This window comes from Zavarzinella sp. (genome assembly GCA_041399155.1).
Taxonomy (GTDB): Bacteria; Planctomycetota; Planctomycetia; order Gemmatales; family Gemmataceae; genus JAWKTI01.
In genome coordinates this window covers 276,801-293,800 of the sequence record JAWKTI010000005.1, presented here as the reverse complement: position 1 = coordinate 293,800, position 17,000 = coordinate 276,801, and the positions used below count along the sequence as shown (strand labels likewise).

Sequence of the window (17,000 nt, the reverse complement as noted above, 5' to 3'; positions counted from 1 at the left end):
TTCGTATAGTAACGCTACTCTCTCCTTTCTGCAAAACTGGCAACCAGGGCTCCAACCAAATGAGGTAGTTTTGTTAAGCAACTACAAAATCGTAGGGTTTGACGAAATGATGATGGCTGGTGGTGAAATCCGGCCACATTACCGCCAACTGATGAAGTGCCTGAACGACATGCCCCCTGATGAATTGGCGATGCGGGAACGCCTTGCCGATAACATCATGCGTTCGCAGGGCATTACCTTTACCGTGTATGGCCGTGGGCAGGGAGTGGAACGGATTATGCCGTTCGATCCCATTCCGCGAATGGTGCCCCACGCAGAGTGGGAACTTATTGAGCGTGGTTTGAAGCAACGTGTGCGAGCGTTGAACCTTTTTTGTCGCGATATTTATCAGGAACGCAAGATTCTGCAGGACAGACGCGTTCCCGCCGATGTGGTATTTGGTTCCAGCGGCTACCGTCGGGAAATGGTGGGGGTAAAAGTACCCAAAGATGTATATATCCACGTATCCGGAATCGACCTGATTCGCGATGCGGATGGGCAATACCTGGTACTGGAAGACAATTGCCGGACCCCGTCGGGTGTCAGTTATGTGTTAAAGAACCGCGAGGTGATGAAACAGGCATTTCCCGATTTTTTTGAGGATTTATCGGTCAGGCCAGTGGATGAATATGCCAGTGACCTGCTGGCGGTGTTGCGGCACGCGGCCCCACCTGGGGTGACCGATCCACGAATTGTGGTGCTGACACCGGGTGTTTACAATTCCGCTTACTACGAGCACAGCTTTCTGGCTCGCCAGATGGGTGTGGAACTCGTGGAAGGGCGAGATCTGTTACTCGATAACGGCCGGATTTTCATGCGTACCACCCATGGACCAGAGCGGGTGGATGTTGTCTACCGCCGGGTGGATGACGACTTTTTAGACCCACTTTGCTTCCGCAAGGACTCTCAATTAGGTGTGGCAGGGATTGTCAGTGCCTATTGCAGTGGCAATCTGGGGCTAGCCAATGGGATTGGCACTGGTGTCGTTGACGATAAAGGAATTTATCCTTTTGTTCCGGATATCATCCGCTATTATCTGCGGGAAGACCCTATCTTGAATATCGTGGAAACTTTCCGGCCAGAACTGGATTCCCACCGCCAGCACATCATGAACAATCTGGAAAAACTGGTGGTGAAGGCAGTAGACGCTTCTGGTGGTTATGGGATGCTGATTGGACCGGCATCCACCAAAGAACAACGGGATGAATTTCGACGGAAAATCAATGCCAACCCACGTGGGTATATTGCACAGCCCACGATTTCGCTCAGTCAACACCCCACCATTGTGGGCAATGAGCTGCGTGGCCGACATATCGACCTCCGCCCGTTTGTATTATTCGGTGAGGATGTGAAAGTATTACCGGGCGGTCTGACACGAGTTGCTCTGGTCGAAGGCAGCCTGGTGGTTAACAGTTCCCAGGGTGGGGGCAGCAAAGATACGTGGGTTCTGAGGGATTAATTCTGGCACGGTAATCAAACTGGGCACAATCGCAGGTACCAATTGCCCACGATTGCACCGAAACTGTTTCAGTACAGGGAAATTATGCTAAGTCGCGTTGCGGAAAATCTTTACTGGATGTCGCGTTACGTTGAGCGGGCAGAAAATGCCGTGCGATTTCTGATGGAAGCTTTTCAGTTGGAGCTGGAAATCGGCTCAGACAAGGATGTTGTGCTGCGTCCGCTGGAAACAGTCTTTCGCGTGCTCGGCTGCTCCGAAGAGTATGCGGAGACGCTGCACAACCACCACGGATCGGTGGAATCGATTGAAAAAGCACTGCACTTCATGACTTTTTCACGTACCGGTCAAAAGTCGATACTGGCGATGATTTCACACGCACGTGAAAACGCCCGCACCACGCAGGAAGTGATCAGCACCGAAGGCTGGTCTCGTCTGAATCGCTGTTATCTGTCGCTGACCAAAAAAACGGCACCGGAACAGTTTGCCAATGGCGAATTCCGCTTTTATGAGAAAATCAAACACCAGTGCATGCTGTTTACTGCGATTGTGGAAGGCACTCTCCCACGCACGGAAGCCTTTCATTTTCTGCGGGTAGGGCGATATCTGGAACAAGTCTGCCTGATGTGCCGAATTCTGCGGGAATGCAGCCACTATCTACCGGATGGCCATGGGCAAACCCCTTACGGCCCAGCAGTGATGATGTGGACCAGCGTTTTGCGCAGTTGTTCTGGCTATGAGGCTTTCCTACGGTTTTCAGGCGAACGGATTGATCCTTCGCGCGTCATCGGTTTTCTGGTTCTGGAGGAAGAGTTCCCACGGTCGATGAAATTTGCGGTCAGTCGCTGCCTGCATTCGCTGCAGTCGATCGCTGGCCGACAGTACCGCACCGAAGCTGAACGGCAACTTGGTCGCCTGGAAGGTGAACTGCGCTATATGAACACGGAAGAAATTATTGCGCTGGGGCTGGTGCCTTTTCTCGATCGGGTCGAGGAAATCTGTTTTTCTGTCAGCAACGATATCAATCAACTCTATTTTTCCAGTTAAACTGCCATGTTCTATCGCATCGACCACGAAACGAAATTGACGTATACGGGGCCAGTTACCGATTCGGTGATTGAACTTCGAATGACCCCCCCATCCACATCGGAACAGACTTTAATGGGGCATCGGGTGCGGCTGGTGCCTTCTGTATTGACGACAGGCTATGCCGACGGCTTTGGCAATCGGGTGACCATCTTTAACATGGGTGCGCCGATGCAGGAGTTAACCATTATGGCCTCCAGTTGTGTCCAGTTGCACCAGCGGACTTACGATGCGTTGCTGGATGCGATTCCCTGGCCAAACCCCGATCTGCGGGATGAAGTGGGTGCGGAGTTCATTCGCCCCAGCCAGTTAGCCCAGCCGTGCCCGGAACTCGAGCAGTTTTTAGCTCAACTGCCCAAATCAATGACCACACTGCAGCAGGTCAGTGAGGCGATTACCGAACTGATCCACCAGGAAATCGAGTATGTAAAGGAAGCCACCACGTCGAATACTTCGATGGCGGAGGCTCTGCGGTTGAAAAAAGGAGTCTGTCAGGATTTTACCCATATCTTTCTGGGTGCAGCCCGCAGTCTGGGGATTCCCGCACGTTACGTCAGTGGGTATATCAACCAGCCGGGTGAAATAGCCACCCACGCGTGGTGCCAGTTGTGGTGCGGCCAGGCAACTGGGTGGGTCGATGTGGACCCCACGCACCGCGAGCTGAATAAATATGAGCATATTCTCACAGCTACCGGGCGTGATTTTATGGATGTCCCACCCAACCGTGGGGTCTGGCGTGGGGCAGATGTGGAAGAAAAAATCAGTGTGCAGGTGACAGTTCAGCAGGTGGATCGATTACCGCCCGACTTGACAGATGCCACTGCACCCGTGACCTGGAGCCAGCCGCAAATTGTGCAGAATAACCTTTCCCCACAGTTCGAACGGATGTTATTGCAACAGTTTCGCCGTGAAATTGTCCGGCAGCAGCAAAGTCAGCAACAACAGTAAGCCGATTCCGCCAGAAAATGAGAAATTGATTAGAAAACTGATCTATTCTTTGGTTAACGCCAGGTACAATTCCCGCAACTGCTTCGTAACTGGGCCGGATTTGCCACTGCCAATCACACGACCGTCGCATTTCGTAACCCCGATCACTTCCGCAGCAGTACCTGTGAGAAAACATTCATCTGCGATGTAAATATCGTGGCGGGTCATCGTTTCTTCCCGCACCGGAATGCCAGCTTTGGTGGCCAGTTCAATCACCACATCGCGAGTGATGCCAGCCAGAATCCCTGCATCTTTCGGTGGGGTGCGTAAAATCCCCTGCCGCATAATGAAAATATTATCCCCGGTGCACTCCGCGACTTCCCCTTTGTGGTTCAGCATCAGTGCTTCCAGACATCCCGCACGAATCGCTTCGATCTTTGCCAGAATGTTGTTCAGGTAATTCAGCGACTTGATCCGTGGGTTGGTGGCGTTTGGGTGGTTCCGTATCAACGATGCGGTCACAATTTCCATGCCGTTTTCGTACAGTTCCGGCGGATAGAGGGAAATATCATCCACGATGACGATGACATTTGGCACGCACTTCCGTGGGTCTAAGCCCAGGTTGCCCGGCCCACGGGTCACAATCAGGCGGATGTAGCCATTCTGCTTCTGATTTGCCTGTACAGTTTCTTCGACTGCTGCCAGCATCTGATCTGGTCTGATCGGGATATCCAGCCAGATATGTTTGGCAGATTCGTACAGGCGATCGATATGTTCCTGATGCCGAAATACTTTTCCGTTGTAGATCCGAATCCCTTCGAAAACACCATCTCCATACAGCAAGCCGTGGTCGTAAACGCTTACTTTCGCTTCTTCTTTGGGTACCAGTTGCCCATTTAAATAAATCAAACTCATCCCCGTCTCACTGAAGTTGTCATTCAAACGCAGTTTTCGGCTACTGTGGGAACCAGCTCATCCACTAATTTTCCCGAAACCATTCGCACCACTCGGTCAGCGAATGATACTAATTCTAGGTTATGCGTCACCATCAGAATGGTAACGCCCTCATTTAAGTTAATATCTCTTAACAATTGCACGATTTCGATCCCACCCTGGGCATCCAGGTTACCGGTGGGTTCATCGGCAAACAGCACCTTGGGATTCGATGCCAGTGCGCGGGCGATTGCCGTGCGTTGCATTTCTCCACCGGACAGTTCTTTCGGTTTGTGGTGCATCCGTGGGCCCAGGCCCACCAGTTCCAACAACTCTATTGCCCGCTTGCGTGCGGCACTTTTCCGTCCACGCCACTGCCAGAAACTGCTTGATACCATGGCGGGCATCATCACATTCTGCAGAGCAGTCAATTCCGGCAACAGGTGGTAGAACTGGAAAATAAAGCCAAACTGGCTGTTTCGCAGGCGATCTTTATCCCGTGCGGGCAGATGATCGATCCGCTGATCATTCAGAAACACTTCCCCACGAGTTGGTGCGTCCAGCGTGCCCATCAGGTGCAGTAAAGTGGACTTACCCGAGCCGGAAGAGCCGACAATGGCGACAAATTCCCCACGGTCGACAGTCAGATCAATCCCTTTCAGGACCGGGACTTCAGTTTTATGTCGAAAATACGATTTATGAAGATTCCTGGCAGTAATCATGGGGTAATTTCTCGCCTTGCCTGAAAATTTATTGCGAAACCTGAATTATTCGTAACGAAGTGCCTGAACAGGTCGTAGCCAGGCTGCCCGCAGTGCTGGCCAGATACTGAAGACCACAGCAATCAGAATGGCACCTGCATTGACCAGCAGTACGGTCATCGCTTCGATCTGGGTGGGGATCTCGGTGAAATAATAAATCTTGCGGTCGAAGCCTACGCCCGTCAGTTTGAACAGTTGGTGCTCAATCTCATTAATTTTGAAAGTAATCAGGATGCCCAGGGCGGTACCACAAACGGAACCAATCGTACCCAGCATCAGCCCATAGCCCAGAAAAATCTGCATCACACCACGATTCGACGCACCCAGGGACTTCAAAATGCCAATATCGCGAGTTTTTTCCCGCACAATCATGGAAAAAATGGCCAGAATACAGAAGCCTGCCACCCCCACAATCATGAACAGCAACAGATTCAGCAACCCGCGTTCCACATTCACGGCAGCCAGCAGAGAGTTCTGCTTATCTTCCCACGTGCCAATGACAAATTGTCTCTGGTTGGGAAACAATCGCTTCAATTCACCCACCACGTAGGGGGCGTTTTCATAATTCTTTAATTTAATCTGAATGTGGGTGCATTTATCAGGCATCCCACGTAATTGCTGCAGGTATTCGTAAGGCACATAGATAAAATGGCCGTCATACTCCGTCATACCAGTCTGGATCGAATCGGCGATGGTAACATAGCCAAACACTGGTGCGGGATTTTCTTTCCCCACCCCCACAGTGACAATTTTGAACGAATCCCCTGGTTGCAGAATCGCCTCATCTTTGGGCAAATTGGTTACCGCATCAATCGTGCGGTAGTGCGTCAACCCATGCCCCATAATCACGGTATCTGGGCGCTGGGGTGCGGGCAAAGGAAGTGGAGGAATGTTGTCTGCACCACCTGGCAACGGGGGTGGCATCAGATCGGGAATTGGTGGATTGAGCAATTTCCAACGATAAAGCGCTTCTTCAGTCAGGCCAAAACCTGGATTTGCTTTTCGCTCTTTTTGAAGCAGAAACTCGCTGAAACCACCCATTTTCGCCCGTTCTTGCGGCCGAATCCCCACTAATTGCACGGCACGGGTTTCCTGGGCGTTATTCCCTTCGAAAACCGCCATCGCAAATACTTCGATGGTGGGTGTCATCACCTCAATCTCAGCCGCCACAGGCGATTCCTGAATTTTCCTTAACATTTCGGAAGCATTTTCAGGAAAACCATTCAGACTGGGGGATTCAATAATCACATCGGACAACATCCCGTGCAGGCGATCGCGGAGTTTTTCGCTGAAACCAGCCATGACACTGTTCACCACCACCAGGGTGGCGACACCCAGCATAATGCTGACGATACAGACAAAAGCTAAAAACCTTGTCCGTAAGTACTTAAGACAAAGTACCACCTTGTACATTGCTGTGAATCCTTTCGTTGCCCAGACCCGCTAACTGCTGCCTGCTGCCAAGTCTGCCGACTTTAGCAGAATCCAGGAATGCTGAAAAGGCCGAAATGCACCCACGCGGGATGGAAAGCATGAAATAATGAGGAAGCATTCATTTTTGCCTGTTTCGAGTTTGTTCTTGCGATCAGATTTTTCCCAAACAGGCAAATTGAAAAACTTTGTAATTCGAATTGCCAACAATCCGCAACAGAGTAAGATTTAGTAATACTGCGTATGACTTCCATTGGTACTGGTAATGCCTCGTTTGCAAGTGGACCGGACTTCTTTCCTGCAGAACCTCACCGCGCTGGCTCAGAAAGACTTTTTTCCGGGTTTCAGCCAGAAAGTTCGACGATTCCTCTACCAACCAGTGGGGATCCTGCTGGTTGCCGCAGCAATTTCACTCATCTGTGGACTTTTTCTGCACCCACAGGCGTTTATTCTGCTGGCAGGGATCGGTGCGGTTCTGTTATTTGGCCTGATTTTCCCATGGTTCAGCCTCCGTGGGGTACAGGTTCGTTACCACTTTCCACAAAAACGGTGCACCGATGGCGATCAGGTACCGATCGAAATCACCGTCAGTAACTATTTCCCGTGGCCGTTGTTTGGTGTGAGTGTCTGCTGGGTTCCTGTGCGAAATCAGGAACCTGTCACTGGGATGTCTCGAATACCTGGTTTTCGCACCGTGAGATATCGTTGTGAGTTCACCCCCACAATGCGTGGGAAATATCCACAAGGCGGATTGGCAATTACAACTGGCTTTCCATTCGGAATTTGGCAATTTCAACGGCTGATGGTGGCAGAAAACGAATTGATTGTCTGGCCGAAAACAGTGCCCACAGGACCGGTGCCGCTTTTTGCCAATGACCATCAGGTAGAAGGCAGCGTGGCACGCTCTAAAGCGGGGAATTCAGGCGATGTGCTGGGCGTTCGGCCCTATCGGCGGGGAGATTCCCCGCGTCGGATTCACTGGCCACAATCGGCACGCCACGATCGGTTGATTGTCTGTGAGCTTCAGGCGACAACCCGCCCGGTGATTCATTTGATTCTCGATCTGGACCCCCACTCCCACTGTGGGGTGGGTGCCGATTCCAGCATGGAATGGGCAATCCGCATCACCGCCAGCTTTGTGAAAGGCTGGCTGGAAGAAGGCAGTCAAGTCGGGTTGACACTGGGTAAAACCGTCCTGCCAGATGGTGCCGGCTTGATTCATTCGCAACGACTGCTCGATGAATTAGCGAGCGTGCCATCTCTGGAAGCACTCAAGCAGGCCCGCGTCGGCGAAGCTGGACCAGTGCATCAGTGCAATCTGGATCATCACCATGTTGCTGGCCTGCAGATTCTGATCACCACCGATCTGGGCCTGCAGGAAATCAGTTCCCGCTGGCGCTGTCATGGACAGGATCTGGCTATTCTTCTCCTCCGCTCCCATGCTTTCGATCCAGCAGTGCCCGAAGCCAGCATCACCCATGAACCGTGGCTGACGATCGATTCGGTTGCCACGATTCCCGATCGCCTGCGTTCCAGTTGGAAGGAGGCGACGTATGGTGCCTGAACGGATTCAATCATTACGAATTGCCACCTTATTATTGCTGTTAAGTGCCGACCTGACAGTGGAAGTATCGATCAGCGACTTTCGCCCACTTGGGACAAGTCTGCTGATAGCTGCGGTATGGAGTGTTCTGGCAGTGGTGGGGTATTTTCTCTGTCCAACTACGAAGCAACCACAGAATAAACCCCCACGCTGGCTGGCAGTGCTGGTACTGATCGCGATGTTTCTGCCGATGGCACTGGAACCACTCTTCCGCCAGTGGGCGGACATGGGCAATTCGCTCGAATTTCAAATGGTCTACGCCTTGCGGAACATCGGCTTGGTGCTGGCTGCCTGTTCTGCCTGGATGGTGGCACTTCGCACCGCTGCCGTCGTCAGTATTTTTCTGATTCTGTTTTCGATTTCACTCAGCGAACAGACCGCAACACTTGTCAGCCTGCTTGGGTATACGGTGGTGGCTATTTGCTGGCTGCTGACCGCTTATTGGAACGTATTGCAACCCGCGTTTCGACAGCCATCGGTAGTATTGTCCTCGGAACGGATTGTCCGTATTCGGCGTGCGGGTTATGCGCTACCGCTTATTTTAATTTTTGTCCCCACGTTATTGTTTGCAGGTTATCAACTGATGCCGCAGGAAGTGCTGCAGAAACTGGGCGAATGGTTGCCCACTTCCGGCGGGACAGGAGAATTTGATCCCTATGCTCGAAGTGGGGTGAACGATGGCAACGAAGAGATTGCAGGTCAAAATCCCAACAGCACCGGCATGACCGACAGCCAACAGTTTTTGGAATCGCCTTTGCCCAGCCTGTACGATGTTTTCAATGATAGTTACGGCGAACCGTTCAAACCCCAGGAACACGAACATTCCATCGCATTAGATCCCAGTCTGATGATGAAGGAAACAGAGAAAGACCCCGCTGATAATTTGCGCCCCAATCGCCAGTTTTCCACTCAACGCAAACCTTCTGATAAAAAAGGCAATCCCAAAGACCGTGCGGCTCGAGCCATCTTCGAAGTGGAAGGCAAAACCCCACTTCACGTGCGAGCAGTCACCTACAGCCGATTTGACGGAATCAATTGGCAGGAAAGTACTTACAGCAATCAGCATGCCTTGATTCACAAAGATCCAGATTCGAACTGGATAAACATTGAAGACCAGACAGAACCCACTCTGATACATTCTCGCCTTGATTACAATCTGAAAATGACACGACCGGAAGGCAGCCTGGTTCCCACTCCACCTCATACCACGGCATTTCGGATTGGCCGCGTCGATCGGCGGGAGTTCTTCACGTGGGCTCAGGATCGCGTGGTGCGTTTTGCGAACCGCGCGACCCCAGCCAGCATTCAGATTGAGTCAAAATCTCTTTTGCTCGATCCTCAGAAACTTCGAGAGTATCAATTCCGGTATTCCAGCTACGCTGCAAGTCCCGAATATCTGGAATTGCCCGCAACCTTAGACCCACGGGTGCGAGAGCTTGCCCGCACAATTGTGGGGAATTTGCCGCACGGCTGGCAGCAAATTGAGGCAATTTCTCAGTATCTACAAGAAAATTATGCTCTCACAGGAAATTTGGCTCCTGAATCAGTGAAATCGGACCCACTGGTCGATTTTCTGTTCAGCCACCGTGCGGGGCCGGATTACCAGTTTGCCAGTGCCGCCACTGTCATGTTGCGAACTCTGGGCTACCCAACCCGAATGGTGGCAGGGTGGTATGCTGCACCTGAAAACTTTGATCCGGAAACCAGCCACACCCCGGTCGTGGCAGAAGATGTGCACTTCTGGGCCGAGCTGCGATTGCCCACGGGAGACTGGCTGATTGTGGAGCCCAGCCCAGGCTACGAACGCCTGACTCCCAGCCCATCGTGGATGGAACAGTTGACCACATCACTCAGCGCCCTCTTTCGCTGGGTGGCGCGGCACTGGTTCCCAATTCTCATTAGTTTTCTGGCCTTATTGGTAATGGTCTGGCAACGCCAGCGTTGCTGGGATCTCGTTGCACGCACCTGGTGGGCCTGGTTTCCGGGTAGCAATTGGCAACAACAGATTCTGCGGGTCGGAAAAATTCTTGATCAACGGGCCCGTTGGTATGGTTTTGCCAAAAAACCAAGTCAAACCTACGCCCAATGGCTGCATCAGTACCAGCAAGGTGCCACCGATGTCTCGGTACTGCAGACATTCAGTCAGTGGTCAGACTGGGCGAGCTATGGTCCAGGCAGCGCACCCAACAGTAATCTCAACTCTCAAGAGTTAGGGCGAGCGGTCCTGAACCACTTTCCTCTGAATTATTTTCGACAACTGAAGCGACAGCAAACAATCTGAGAACGGCATGACAGCAACCACACCCACTTTCGGCAAACAGGAATCGTCAATTAATGTTGTTGATGGTCAACAATTGATTGCGGATCTGCGTGCCCACCTGAATCGTGCGTTACAGGGGAAAGCGGACGTCATTGAACTGGTGCTCGCCTGCCTGCTGGCAAACGGCCACCTGTTGCTGGAAGATATGCCCGGATTGGGAAAAACAACGCTTGCGAAAGCGATAGCCACTGGCATCGGTGGGCAATTCGCCCGCGTTCAGTGCACGCCCGATTTATTACCCGGGGACATCACTGGTTTTTCCGTCTTCAACCAGAAAACCCGCGAATTTGAATTTATGACTGGTCCGGTGTTTTCGAATGTGCTGCTGGCTGACGAAATCAACCGCACTTCGCCACGGACGCAATCAGCATTGCTGGAAGCGATGGCAGAACGGCAGGTTACCGTGGATAACACTCGGCATGAACTGCCCGCCACCTTTTTTGTCATTGCCACCCAGAACCCACTGGAGCACCACGGCACCTACCCACTGCCGGAAGCACAATTGGATCGCTTTACCATGAAGCTATCTGTGGGCTACCCCGACAGAACCGCTGAACTCGATCTGTTGACGTCCGCACTTGGGTCGAACTCCCAGCAGAAAAATGCCAGCGCTGCTGTTTTTCAGCCAGAAGACCTGCTGCAATTACAAAAGGAAGTGCAGAACTTAACCATTCAGCGGTCTGTGCTGGAGTATCTGGTCGATCTGGCCCGCACAACGCGGAATCACCCACGGATTGCCCTGGGGCTCAGCCCACGTGGGTTGCTGATCTGGCAACGTGTCGCTCAGGCATGGGCATACCTGCACCACCGTTCTTTTGTGACACCGCAGGATATCCAGGAAGTGGCCTCACCCGTGCTGGGTGTTCGGCTGGGACTGACCAGTACCGAACTAAACAGTGTGATCCCGGATCTGATTCAATCTGTTGCTGTTCCTATTTGATTTGTCGCTGCACCTGGAGCTGATTCATGGATATTTTCTGGAGTGTTGTTCTTCGAACTGCACAGACTGCAATTGAGAGTTCTTCGACGATTTTTACGGGCATCCTGATTGCCGCAATCATGAGAAGAATGTTAGGCCAGGCGGCCACCCGTAAACTATTCGGTGGGAGTGGCATCAAGGGATTATTGCGAGCATGGGTGATCGGCTCTCTGTTACCAATTTGTGCCCTGGGGGTCATTCCCGTGGCACGGGAACTTCGGCGTTCTGGTGTGCCACCCGCGACGGTATTATCATTCATTCTGGCCGCACCGCAGCTTAATCCGCTGTCGTTTCTCTATGGGCTCACGCTGTCCGAACCCATTGTGATTCTGGTTTTTGTGGCCGCCACAATGGCCATTGCGGTGTTCGGCGGACAACTATGGAAATGGTGCTTCAAAGACGATGAACAGGTCATTGACGATGAACCACTTCCCCCACCTGGGTTGAAAAGATTGGGGATTGTGCTGGTAACCGCAGCCCGAATTACCGTCAGTTCTTCTGCTTTGTATATGCTGGTGGCAATCCTGCTGACTGGAGCGATTGCCGGTGGGATTCCCCACGGTCAGATGGGACGAACGATGCGGCACGATGATCCATTTTCCCCACTGTTGATGATGGGGCTGGGCTTGCCCATCTACTCCGGTGTGCTGCCCGGCATGATGAGAATCGGCCTGATGTTTGAACATGGCAATTCCGTGGGAGCCTCCTTTGTCCTTTTCGAATCGGTGGTGGGGTGCAATCTTGGCTTAATTGCTTGGCTGGTCGTCAGTTATGGCGTTCGGCGCATCAGTATTTGGCTATTGTGCATCGTCGCCGTGGTGCTGGTATCTGCGTATGCGATGGAAAAGCCGCTCTATTTTGCAAATGAGGAAGCCAGCCACACCCACGCATTTGATGAATGGACCAGCCCATTTCCAGAAGGAACTAACGTTCAGGGTGCCACCGTTTACGACAAAGCGATGGAAAAAGTGGAAGTGCTGGAACCGTTGGCTCTGGGTGGGATCGCTTTCTTCGCATTATTAGGTGCAGGATTATTAGGGTCCGATCGCACTGACAGGCTGGATCAGTGGTTGCTGAAAAGTGCCCCACTGAAGGAGAATCAGCAGGTTTCCGTCTGGAATCGGAAAGTACCCGGCCCGGTGCTGGGTTTTGTGGCATTACTGGTACTGATTGCATTCAGTGGCGTCGCACTGTTCATTTACTATCCGGATAAAAAGCAGGCGATGGAAGAAATTAGAAGTGCCCGAGCCGATGCGGTGACTGCTGTCCGTGTGAAGAACTACCAGGAAGCGATCCGCCAGCTGGAACAATGGGATCTGCTCTCCCGCAAGATGCAGGTAGGTGTGTTTTTACGAACAGGCAGTCTGCGCGAAGATCAATCAGCCGCTACCCAGGAACTTCGCGATGTGCTTGAAGAGATCCGCGATGCGATGATTGCCCAGGATCACGCCACTGGAATGAAGTTCCTGCCCCAGTTAGAAGAAAAACATCGGACCTTCCGTGATCTGTTTATGAAGTAAGACGAGGACGAATCATTTCAAGAATTACTCCCGGAGCTTACTCTTCAGGCACGAAGTGCCATCAAGTTTTCGCCCAGTCCGTGAGTGCTGGGAATTTGATTTTTCCGTGAATCAGGCAAGTAAGGCAAATGCTGTTTTCAAAAAAGTGTGAATTACGATGTCAGACGGCCTTACAGGCCAAAAATTTGTGGTTTCATTTCCCCGGCCCTCACGGACCATTGGTGTGAAGGTCTTGAACTGCTGGGAGGATTTGGCTAAGTTCTTTAAGAGTAAGGTTTTATGTTTTGTCAAGGATTGACAGATGACTTCAAATTCATTCGCTTCAGAGGCTTTATCACGCCTACCTTTAGCCGAAGCCGCTTTCCTCATGCTTGATGACATTTTCCAAAATAATACGCTTGAAGCGATCTATCAATCAAATCGTGGACGCACCTACACTCGTATTTTGACATTCTCTTCATTTTTCCAATTGTTGCGAGATTCACTGATTTCTCCCGATCACTCTGCCAGGGCTCGTCTGATCGATGCATCTGAAAACGGTGAATTGCCTACATCGCTCAAAGCGTTTTATGACAAATTAGCATATGCCGCCAGAGGTTGGGGCGGGGCTCCTTTCGCATTCCTATCGGGCTATTTCAAAGCTTTTGCCAAGAAAAATGACTTCTAAATTACCAAAATCTCTTTGCAAACTTACTGTTGTCGCCGTTGATGGCAAAGTAATTAAGCATACGATGCGGCCTTCTTCCTTTAAGAATAAGCAAGCAAAATGCATCAAAATTGCTTGGAGGAAAGCACTTGTTGCAGTGAATCTGAGTACTGGTCTGGTAATGGAAATGGCTTCGGAATTGGATGGAGAAGCAAGTGAAACACGCTTGTTAGCTCCACTTTTGCAACAGCTGAAAGACCATTGCGGCGAGAAATTAATTGTGGCGGATCGATGCTATGGTTTCTACAAGCATATTGCAATGATCAAGGATGACGGGTGCCATTTTGTTTTACGAGTTGCAAGCATTACCCAATTTATTCAAGATCCGGAAAAACCAGCGAGAATTGGCAAAGACCGATATGGCCGAAAACTTATCGAAGAACATGGCTGGATCACAAGTCAAAAGAATACGAAATTGATCGCAGTACGCCGACTGAGCATTATCCGCGATAAAGTGCAGATACAACTACTAACAGACCTGACCGATTCGAAACGATACCCTGCAGACGACATCGCAGAGATATATCGCTATCGTTGGGATATTGAGCGTGTATACGCGACGATTACAAAAGTGTTTCAGTTGCGTCACTTGATAGGTACCAGTCCAGAGGCTGGTTTAATACAAGCATCGCTTTGCCTCATTTTATTTAACATTACAGAAGCAATCAAATGGCATATTTCGGTCGGAAACGGAAAGAAAATAGATGAAGTATCTGGCGAAATGCTCTGGCGAGATATCCGAGATGAGGTGATGGCCGCAACGCGATTGCTTCGAACGCGATGTGCAGATGCTGCTTCAAGGGATCAAACAAGAAGTGGGGATATTAGAAAGACTAACTGAATTATTGGGCAATCTGTGGAAAAAGAAGTGGGCAAAAAGCAAAGTAGGGCGTACAGATCCTACAAAAATTCCAAATCCAAAACCCCAAAAACTGAAACAGACAACTTGCCACGATTCAGTCTTTAGGGTGATGAAGCGAGCAAAAAAATGATGTCCAAGACCTTCACATCAATGGCCCTCACGGACCGGGCTACGATTAGACGGCACTTCGTGCCTGAAGAAATGGCATGGAAATCTTGGCGCTGACGAACCAAATATACCAGGTTCAAATGAAAACAATGTTACCCGCCAACTTAGCCCAGTTAAGGTTTTAGCTGCCTCAAAGGTACTACTTTTTGCTGGTCAGGCGGAGGATTCCTTTTCCGGTGGGGGTGGGGAGCAGCAGATACAATTCACCCTGTTCATCTTCACCAAATGAGAGTACTGTGGTGATGTTTTCGCTCAGCAATCGGTTGGCAACGACTTTGTTCGTCATGTCATCGTACTTCAGTGCCCAGAGTTTGCCCGTTACATAATCCACATAGATGTAATGCCCCACCAGTTCTGGCAGTGCCTTTCCACGGTAAACAATGCCGCCGGTGATCGATTTCCCGAGGTCGTGGTGGTATTCCCAGATTGGATCGGTCATCTGCTTGTTCGCATCAACACCTTTGGCTCCAAACGGGTGCACACCTTCCCGCCGATTCCAGCCGTAGTTGCCACCTTTGGTAATAATGTTAATTTCTTCATAAAGATTCTGGCCCACATCACCTGCCCACAGTTTGCCCGTGGTGCGGTCGAACGACATCCGCCAGATATTCCGCAAACCGAAGGCAAAAATTTCCGGTAGGGCATCCGCACGCCCCACGAAGGGGTTGTCTTTGGGAATCCCATAGGGTTTGCCATCAGATTTGCTGTCGACGTCGATCCGTAACACCTTACCCAGTAAGGACTTCAGGTTCTGGCCATTTTCAAACGGATCGTCCGCCTTTCCACCATCACCGTGGGTAACATACAGGTAGCCGTCTGGCCCGAAGCAGATTGTCCCACCGTTGTGGTTCCAGAATGGCTTTTTGAAGGTCAGCAGCACCTCTTCCGAGGCCAGATCTGCCTGATTGGGATTGTTTTTGTTCACACGGAAGCGGGAGAGAACATTCGTGAGCGGTGCGGACTTGGTGGTGTAAAAGACAAAAAATTCGCCATTTTCTTTGTATTTCGGGTGGAAAGCCAATCCGAGCAGCCCTTCTTCGTTCTGCTTATCGATGTAGGTGACAATCGACTGCATATCCAGAAAAACGGTGCTTTCTTTCACATCGCTCTTGTTGGGAAATACATGGATCACACCATGTTCTGTGGCCATGAAAATACGATTGGTGCCATCCCCCGCGTGCGTCAGCACAATCGGCCGCTGTGGGTTCAGCTTGCCATCATCGGTTTCCCCTTTCCAGCCACTCCATTTGATGTTGGGAAAGGCGACTTCCTGCCCCACCTTCAGTGGGGATTCATCAATCACATTACCGGGAATTTGTGCAGGAATACTCGACAGGGTACCCGCTTTCATATCAGGAACGAGAATGCGGTTTTTTTCATGATCGATACAGATATCGGCAGCAGCCTGAAAACCCTCTGCCACCAACACTGGTTTCATGCCAGGGCGGAAAATGCCAAAGATTTTGCCACCTTTGTAGTCGCTTAAAAACAGGCGACCGTAGTAATCCCAGTTGACCGCGTCCGTGCCACCAAAGCCTTCGGCAATTTTGGTTACTTTTTTGTCGTTCAGGCCAATTCGGTACAGGATGCCGGTACCAAAATCGCCCATTAACAGGTGATTTTTGCCATCCAGCGCCAAACCGTTGGGGGTGTTCAGTGCGGCATATAGCTTCTGATCGATCACCAGGGTTACTTTCCCTTTCTGATCGATGCGGTATACAGCACCCCCGGTGCCTTTCAGATCGCCCGAATCGCTGACGTAAATCATGCCGGTTTCTGGATCAGCCACCACATCGTTCAGAAACTTCGGTGCGGTGGGAAACGCCTTCGCAGCAGCAAAAACGGTCTTCTGTCCTTTGGCATTCACTTTGTAAACGACTGTCTTGTCGGTCACATACAGCGAATCTTTCCAGGTGGTAATCCCTTTGGGGTCATTCAGTTCACCCACAAAGGTGGTGGCTTTGCCGTCGACCACTTCAACAATGCGACCATCCCCATCCTTGTCGAACTCGCCAATTTCAGAAACCAGCACTTTGCCACCAAAGGCAATGACGACCGATTCGGGATTTTTCAGGCCTTGCAATAATAATTCAGGTGCGGCATGAATTCCTTGCCCCATTGCACCCACCACCAGTGCGGTGGCCAACATCCTTCTCAACATGGAAATTCCTCAAAGTTAGTGGCTTGATGTTACCAGAAACGATTTGGA

At 51.0% G+C, this 17,000-nt stretch carries 13 protein-coding genes; 9 read left to right on the top strand and 4 right to left on the bottom strand.

Features of this window, described 5'->3' with window-relative positions; translation table 11 throughout:
- The first annotated feature begins 70 nt into the window (after window positions 1-70).
- The 3 genes from R3B84_21650 to R3B84_21640 all read left to right on the top strand — a co-directional run bounded on the left by R3B84_21650 (window position 71) and on the right by R3B84_21640 (window position 3,529).
- Window positions 71-1,498, top strand: a complete 1,428-nt coding sequence (locus R3B84_21650) for a circularly permuted type 2 ATP-grasp protein (protein ID MEZ6143178.1) — start codon at window positions 71-73, stop codon at window positions 1,496-1,498.
- An 84-nt stretch (window positions 1,499-1,582) separates the two neighbouring features.
- Window positions 1,583-2,542: an alpha-E domain-containing protein gene (locus R3B84_21645; GenBank protein MEZ6143177.1), complete on the top strand. Its 960-nt coding sequence runs from the start codon at window positions 1,583-1,585 to the stop codon at window positions 2,540-2,542.
- Between the two features lie 6 nt (window positions 2,543-2,548).
- On the top strand, window positions 2,549-3,529 hold the full coding sequence (locus R3B84_21640) for a transglutaminase family protein (GenBank protein ID MEZ6143176.1): 981 nt from the start codon (window positions 2,549-2,551) through the stop codon (window positions 3,527-3,529).
- A 42-nt stretch (window positions 3,530-3,571) separates the two neighbouring features.
- On the opposite strand, the gene ilvE is transcribed toward R3B84_21640, so the two are convergent.
- The 3 genes from ilvE to R3B84_21625 are packed head-to-tail and all read right to left on the bottom strand — an operon-like array spanning window position 3,572 to window position 6,615.
- A complete protein-coding gene (ilvE, locus tag R3B84_21635; GenBank protein ID MEZ6143175.1) occupies window positions 3,572-4,423 on the bottom strand; it encodes a branched-chain-amino-acid transaminase in 852 nt (283 codons plus the stop codon).
- A gap of 23 nt (window positions 4,424-4,446) precedes the next feature.
- Complete coding sequence (locus R3B84_21630; protein MEZ6143174.1) at window positions 4,447-5,163, bottom strand: ABC transporter ATP-binding protein; 717 nt, start codon at window positions 5,161-5,163, stop codon at window positions 4,447-4,449.
- A gap of 45 nt (window positions 5,164-5,208) precedes the next feature.
- Window positions 5,209-6,615, bottom strand: coding sequence for an FtsX-like permease family protein (locus R3B84_21625; GenBank protein ID MEZ6143173.1), 1,407 nt, complete (start codon window positions 6,613-6,615; stop codon window positions 5,209-5,211).
- A gap of 283 nt (window positions 6,616-6,898) precedes the next feature.
- Between R3B84_21625 and R3B84_21620 the strand changes: the two genes are divergently transcribed.
- The 6 genes from R3B84_21620 (at window position 6,899) to R3B84_21595 (ending at window position 14,602) form a co-directional block, all read left to right on the top strand.
- On the top strand, window positions 6,899-8,197 hold the full coding sequence (locus tag R3B84_21620; protein ID MEZ6143172.1) for a DUF58 domain-containing protein: 1,299 nt from the start codon (window positions 6,899-6,901) through the stop codon (window positions 8,195-8,197).
- A complete protein-coding gene (locus R3B84_21615) occupies window positions 8,187-10,517 on the top strand; it encodes a transglutaminase-like domain-containing protein (protein MEZ6143171.1) in 2,331 nt (776 codons plus the stop codon). The genes R3B84_21620 and R3B84_21615 overlap by 11 nt, the downstream gene beginning before the upstream one ends.
- 7 nt (window positions 10,518-10,524) lie before the next feature.
- Entirely contained in the window at window positions 10,525-11,496 is a 972-nt protein-coding gene (locus R3B84_21610) for a MoxR family ATPase (protein ID MEZ6143170.1), read from the top strand.
- Between the two features lie 26 nt (window positions 11,497-11,522).
- Window positions 11,523-13,055: a permease gene (locus tag R3B84_21605; protein ID MEZ6143169.1), complete on the top strand. Its 1,533-nt coding sequence runs from the start codon at window positions 11,523-11,525 to the stop codon at window positions 13,053-13,055.
- Window positions 13,056-13,356: 301 nt separating this feature from the next.
- A complete protein-coding gene (locus R3B84_21600) occupies window positions 13,357-13,722 on the top strand; it encodes a hypothetical protein (protein MEZ6143168.1) in 366 nt (121 codons plus the stop codon).
- Window positions 13,640-14,602 (top strand): transposase, encoded by a 963-nt coding sequence (locus R3B84_21595; GenBank protein MEZ6143167.1) that lies wholly within the window; start codon window positions 13,640-13,642, stop codon window positions 14,600-14,602. The genes R3B84_21600 and R3B84_21595 overlap by 83 nt, the downstream gene beginning before the upstream one ends.
- 328 nt (window positions 14,603-14,930) lie before the next feature.
- On the opposite strand, the gene R3B84_21590 is transcribed toward R3B84_21595, so the two are convergent.
- The gene (locus tag R3B84_21590; GenBank protein ID MEZ6143166.1) at window positions 14,931-16,952 is read right to left on the bottom strand and encodes a PQQ-dependent sugar dehydrogenase; all 2,022 of its coding nucleotides are present in this window, start codon (window positions 16,950-16,952) and stop codon (window positions 14,931-14,933) included.
- Window positions 16,953-17,000 lie beyond the last annotated feature (48 nt).

Excerpts from the sequence above, each read along its gene's own strand:
- R3B84_21645 (MEZ6143177.1), top strand. The coding sequence starts at position 1,583 with ATGCTAAGTCGCGTTGCGGAAAATCTTTACTGGATGTCGCGTTACGTT.
- R3B84_21640 (MEZ6143176.1), top strand. The coding sequence starts at position 2,549 with ATGTTCTATCGCATCGACCACGAAACGAAATTGACGTATACGGGGCCA.
- ilvE (MEZ6143175.1), bottom strand. The coding sequence starts at position 4,423 with ATGAGTTTGATTTATTTAAATGGGCAACTGGTACCCAAAGAAGAAGCG.
- R3B84_21630 (MEZ6143174.1), bottom strand. The coding sequence starts at position 5,163 with ATGATTACTGCCAGGAATCTTCATAAATCGTATTTTCGACATAAAACT.
- R3B84_21625 (MEZ6143173.1), bottom strand. The coding sequence starts at position 6,615 with ATGTACAAGGTGGTACTTTGTCTTAAGTACTTACGGACAAGGTTTTTA.
- R3B84_21620 (MEZ6143172.1), top strand. The coding sequence starts at position 6,899 with ATGCCTCGTTTGCAAGTGGACCGGACTTCTTTCCTGCAGAACCTCACC.
- R3B84_21615 (MEZ6143171.1), top strand. The coding sequence starts at position 8,187 with ATGGTGCCTGAACGGATTCAATCATTACGAATTGCCACCTTATTATTG.
- R3B84_21610 (MEZ6143170.1), top strand. The coding sequence starts at position 10,525 with ATGACAGCAACCACACCCACTTTCGGCAAACAGGAATCGTCAATTAAT.
- R3B84_21605 (MEZ6143169.1), top strand. The coding sequence starts at position 11,523 with ATGGATATTTTCTGGAGTGTTGTTCTTCGAACTGCACAGACTGCAATT.
- R3B84_21600 (MEZ6143168.1), top strand. The coding sequence starts at position 13,357 with ATGACTTCAAATTCATTCGCTTCAGAGGCTTTATCACGCCTACCTTTA.
- R3B84_21595 (MEZ6143167.1), top strand. The coding sequence starts at position 13,640 with ATGCCGCCAGAGGTTGGGGCGGGGCTCCTTTCGCATTCCTATCGGGCT.
- R3B84_21590 (MEZ6143166.1), bottom strand. The coding sequence starts at position 16,952 with ATGTTGAGAAGGATGTTGGCCACCGCACTGGTGGTGGGTGCAATGGGG.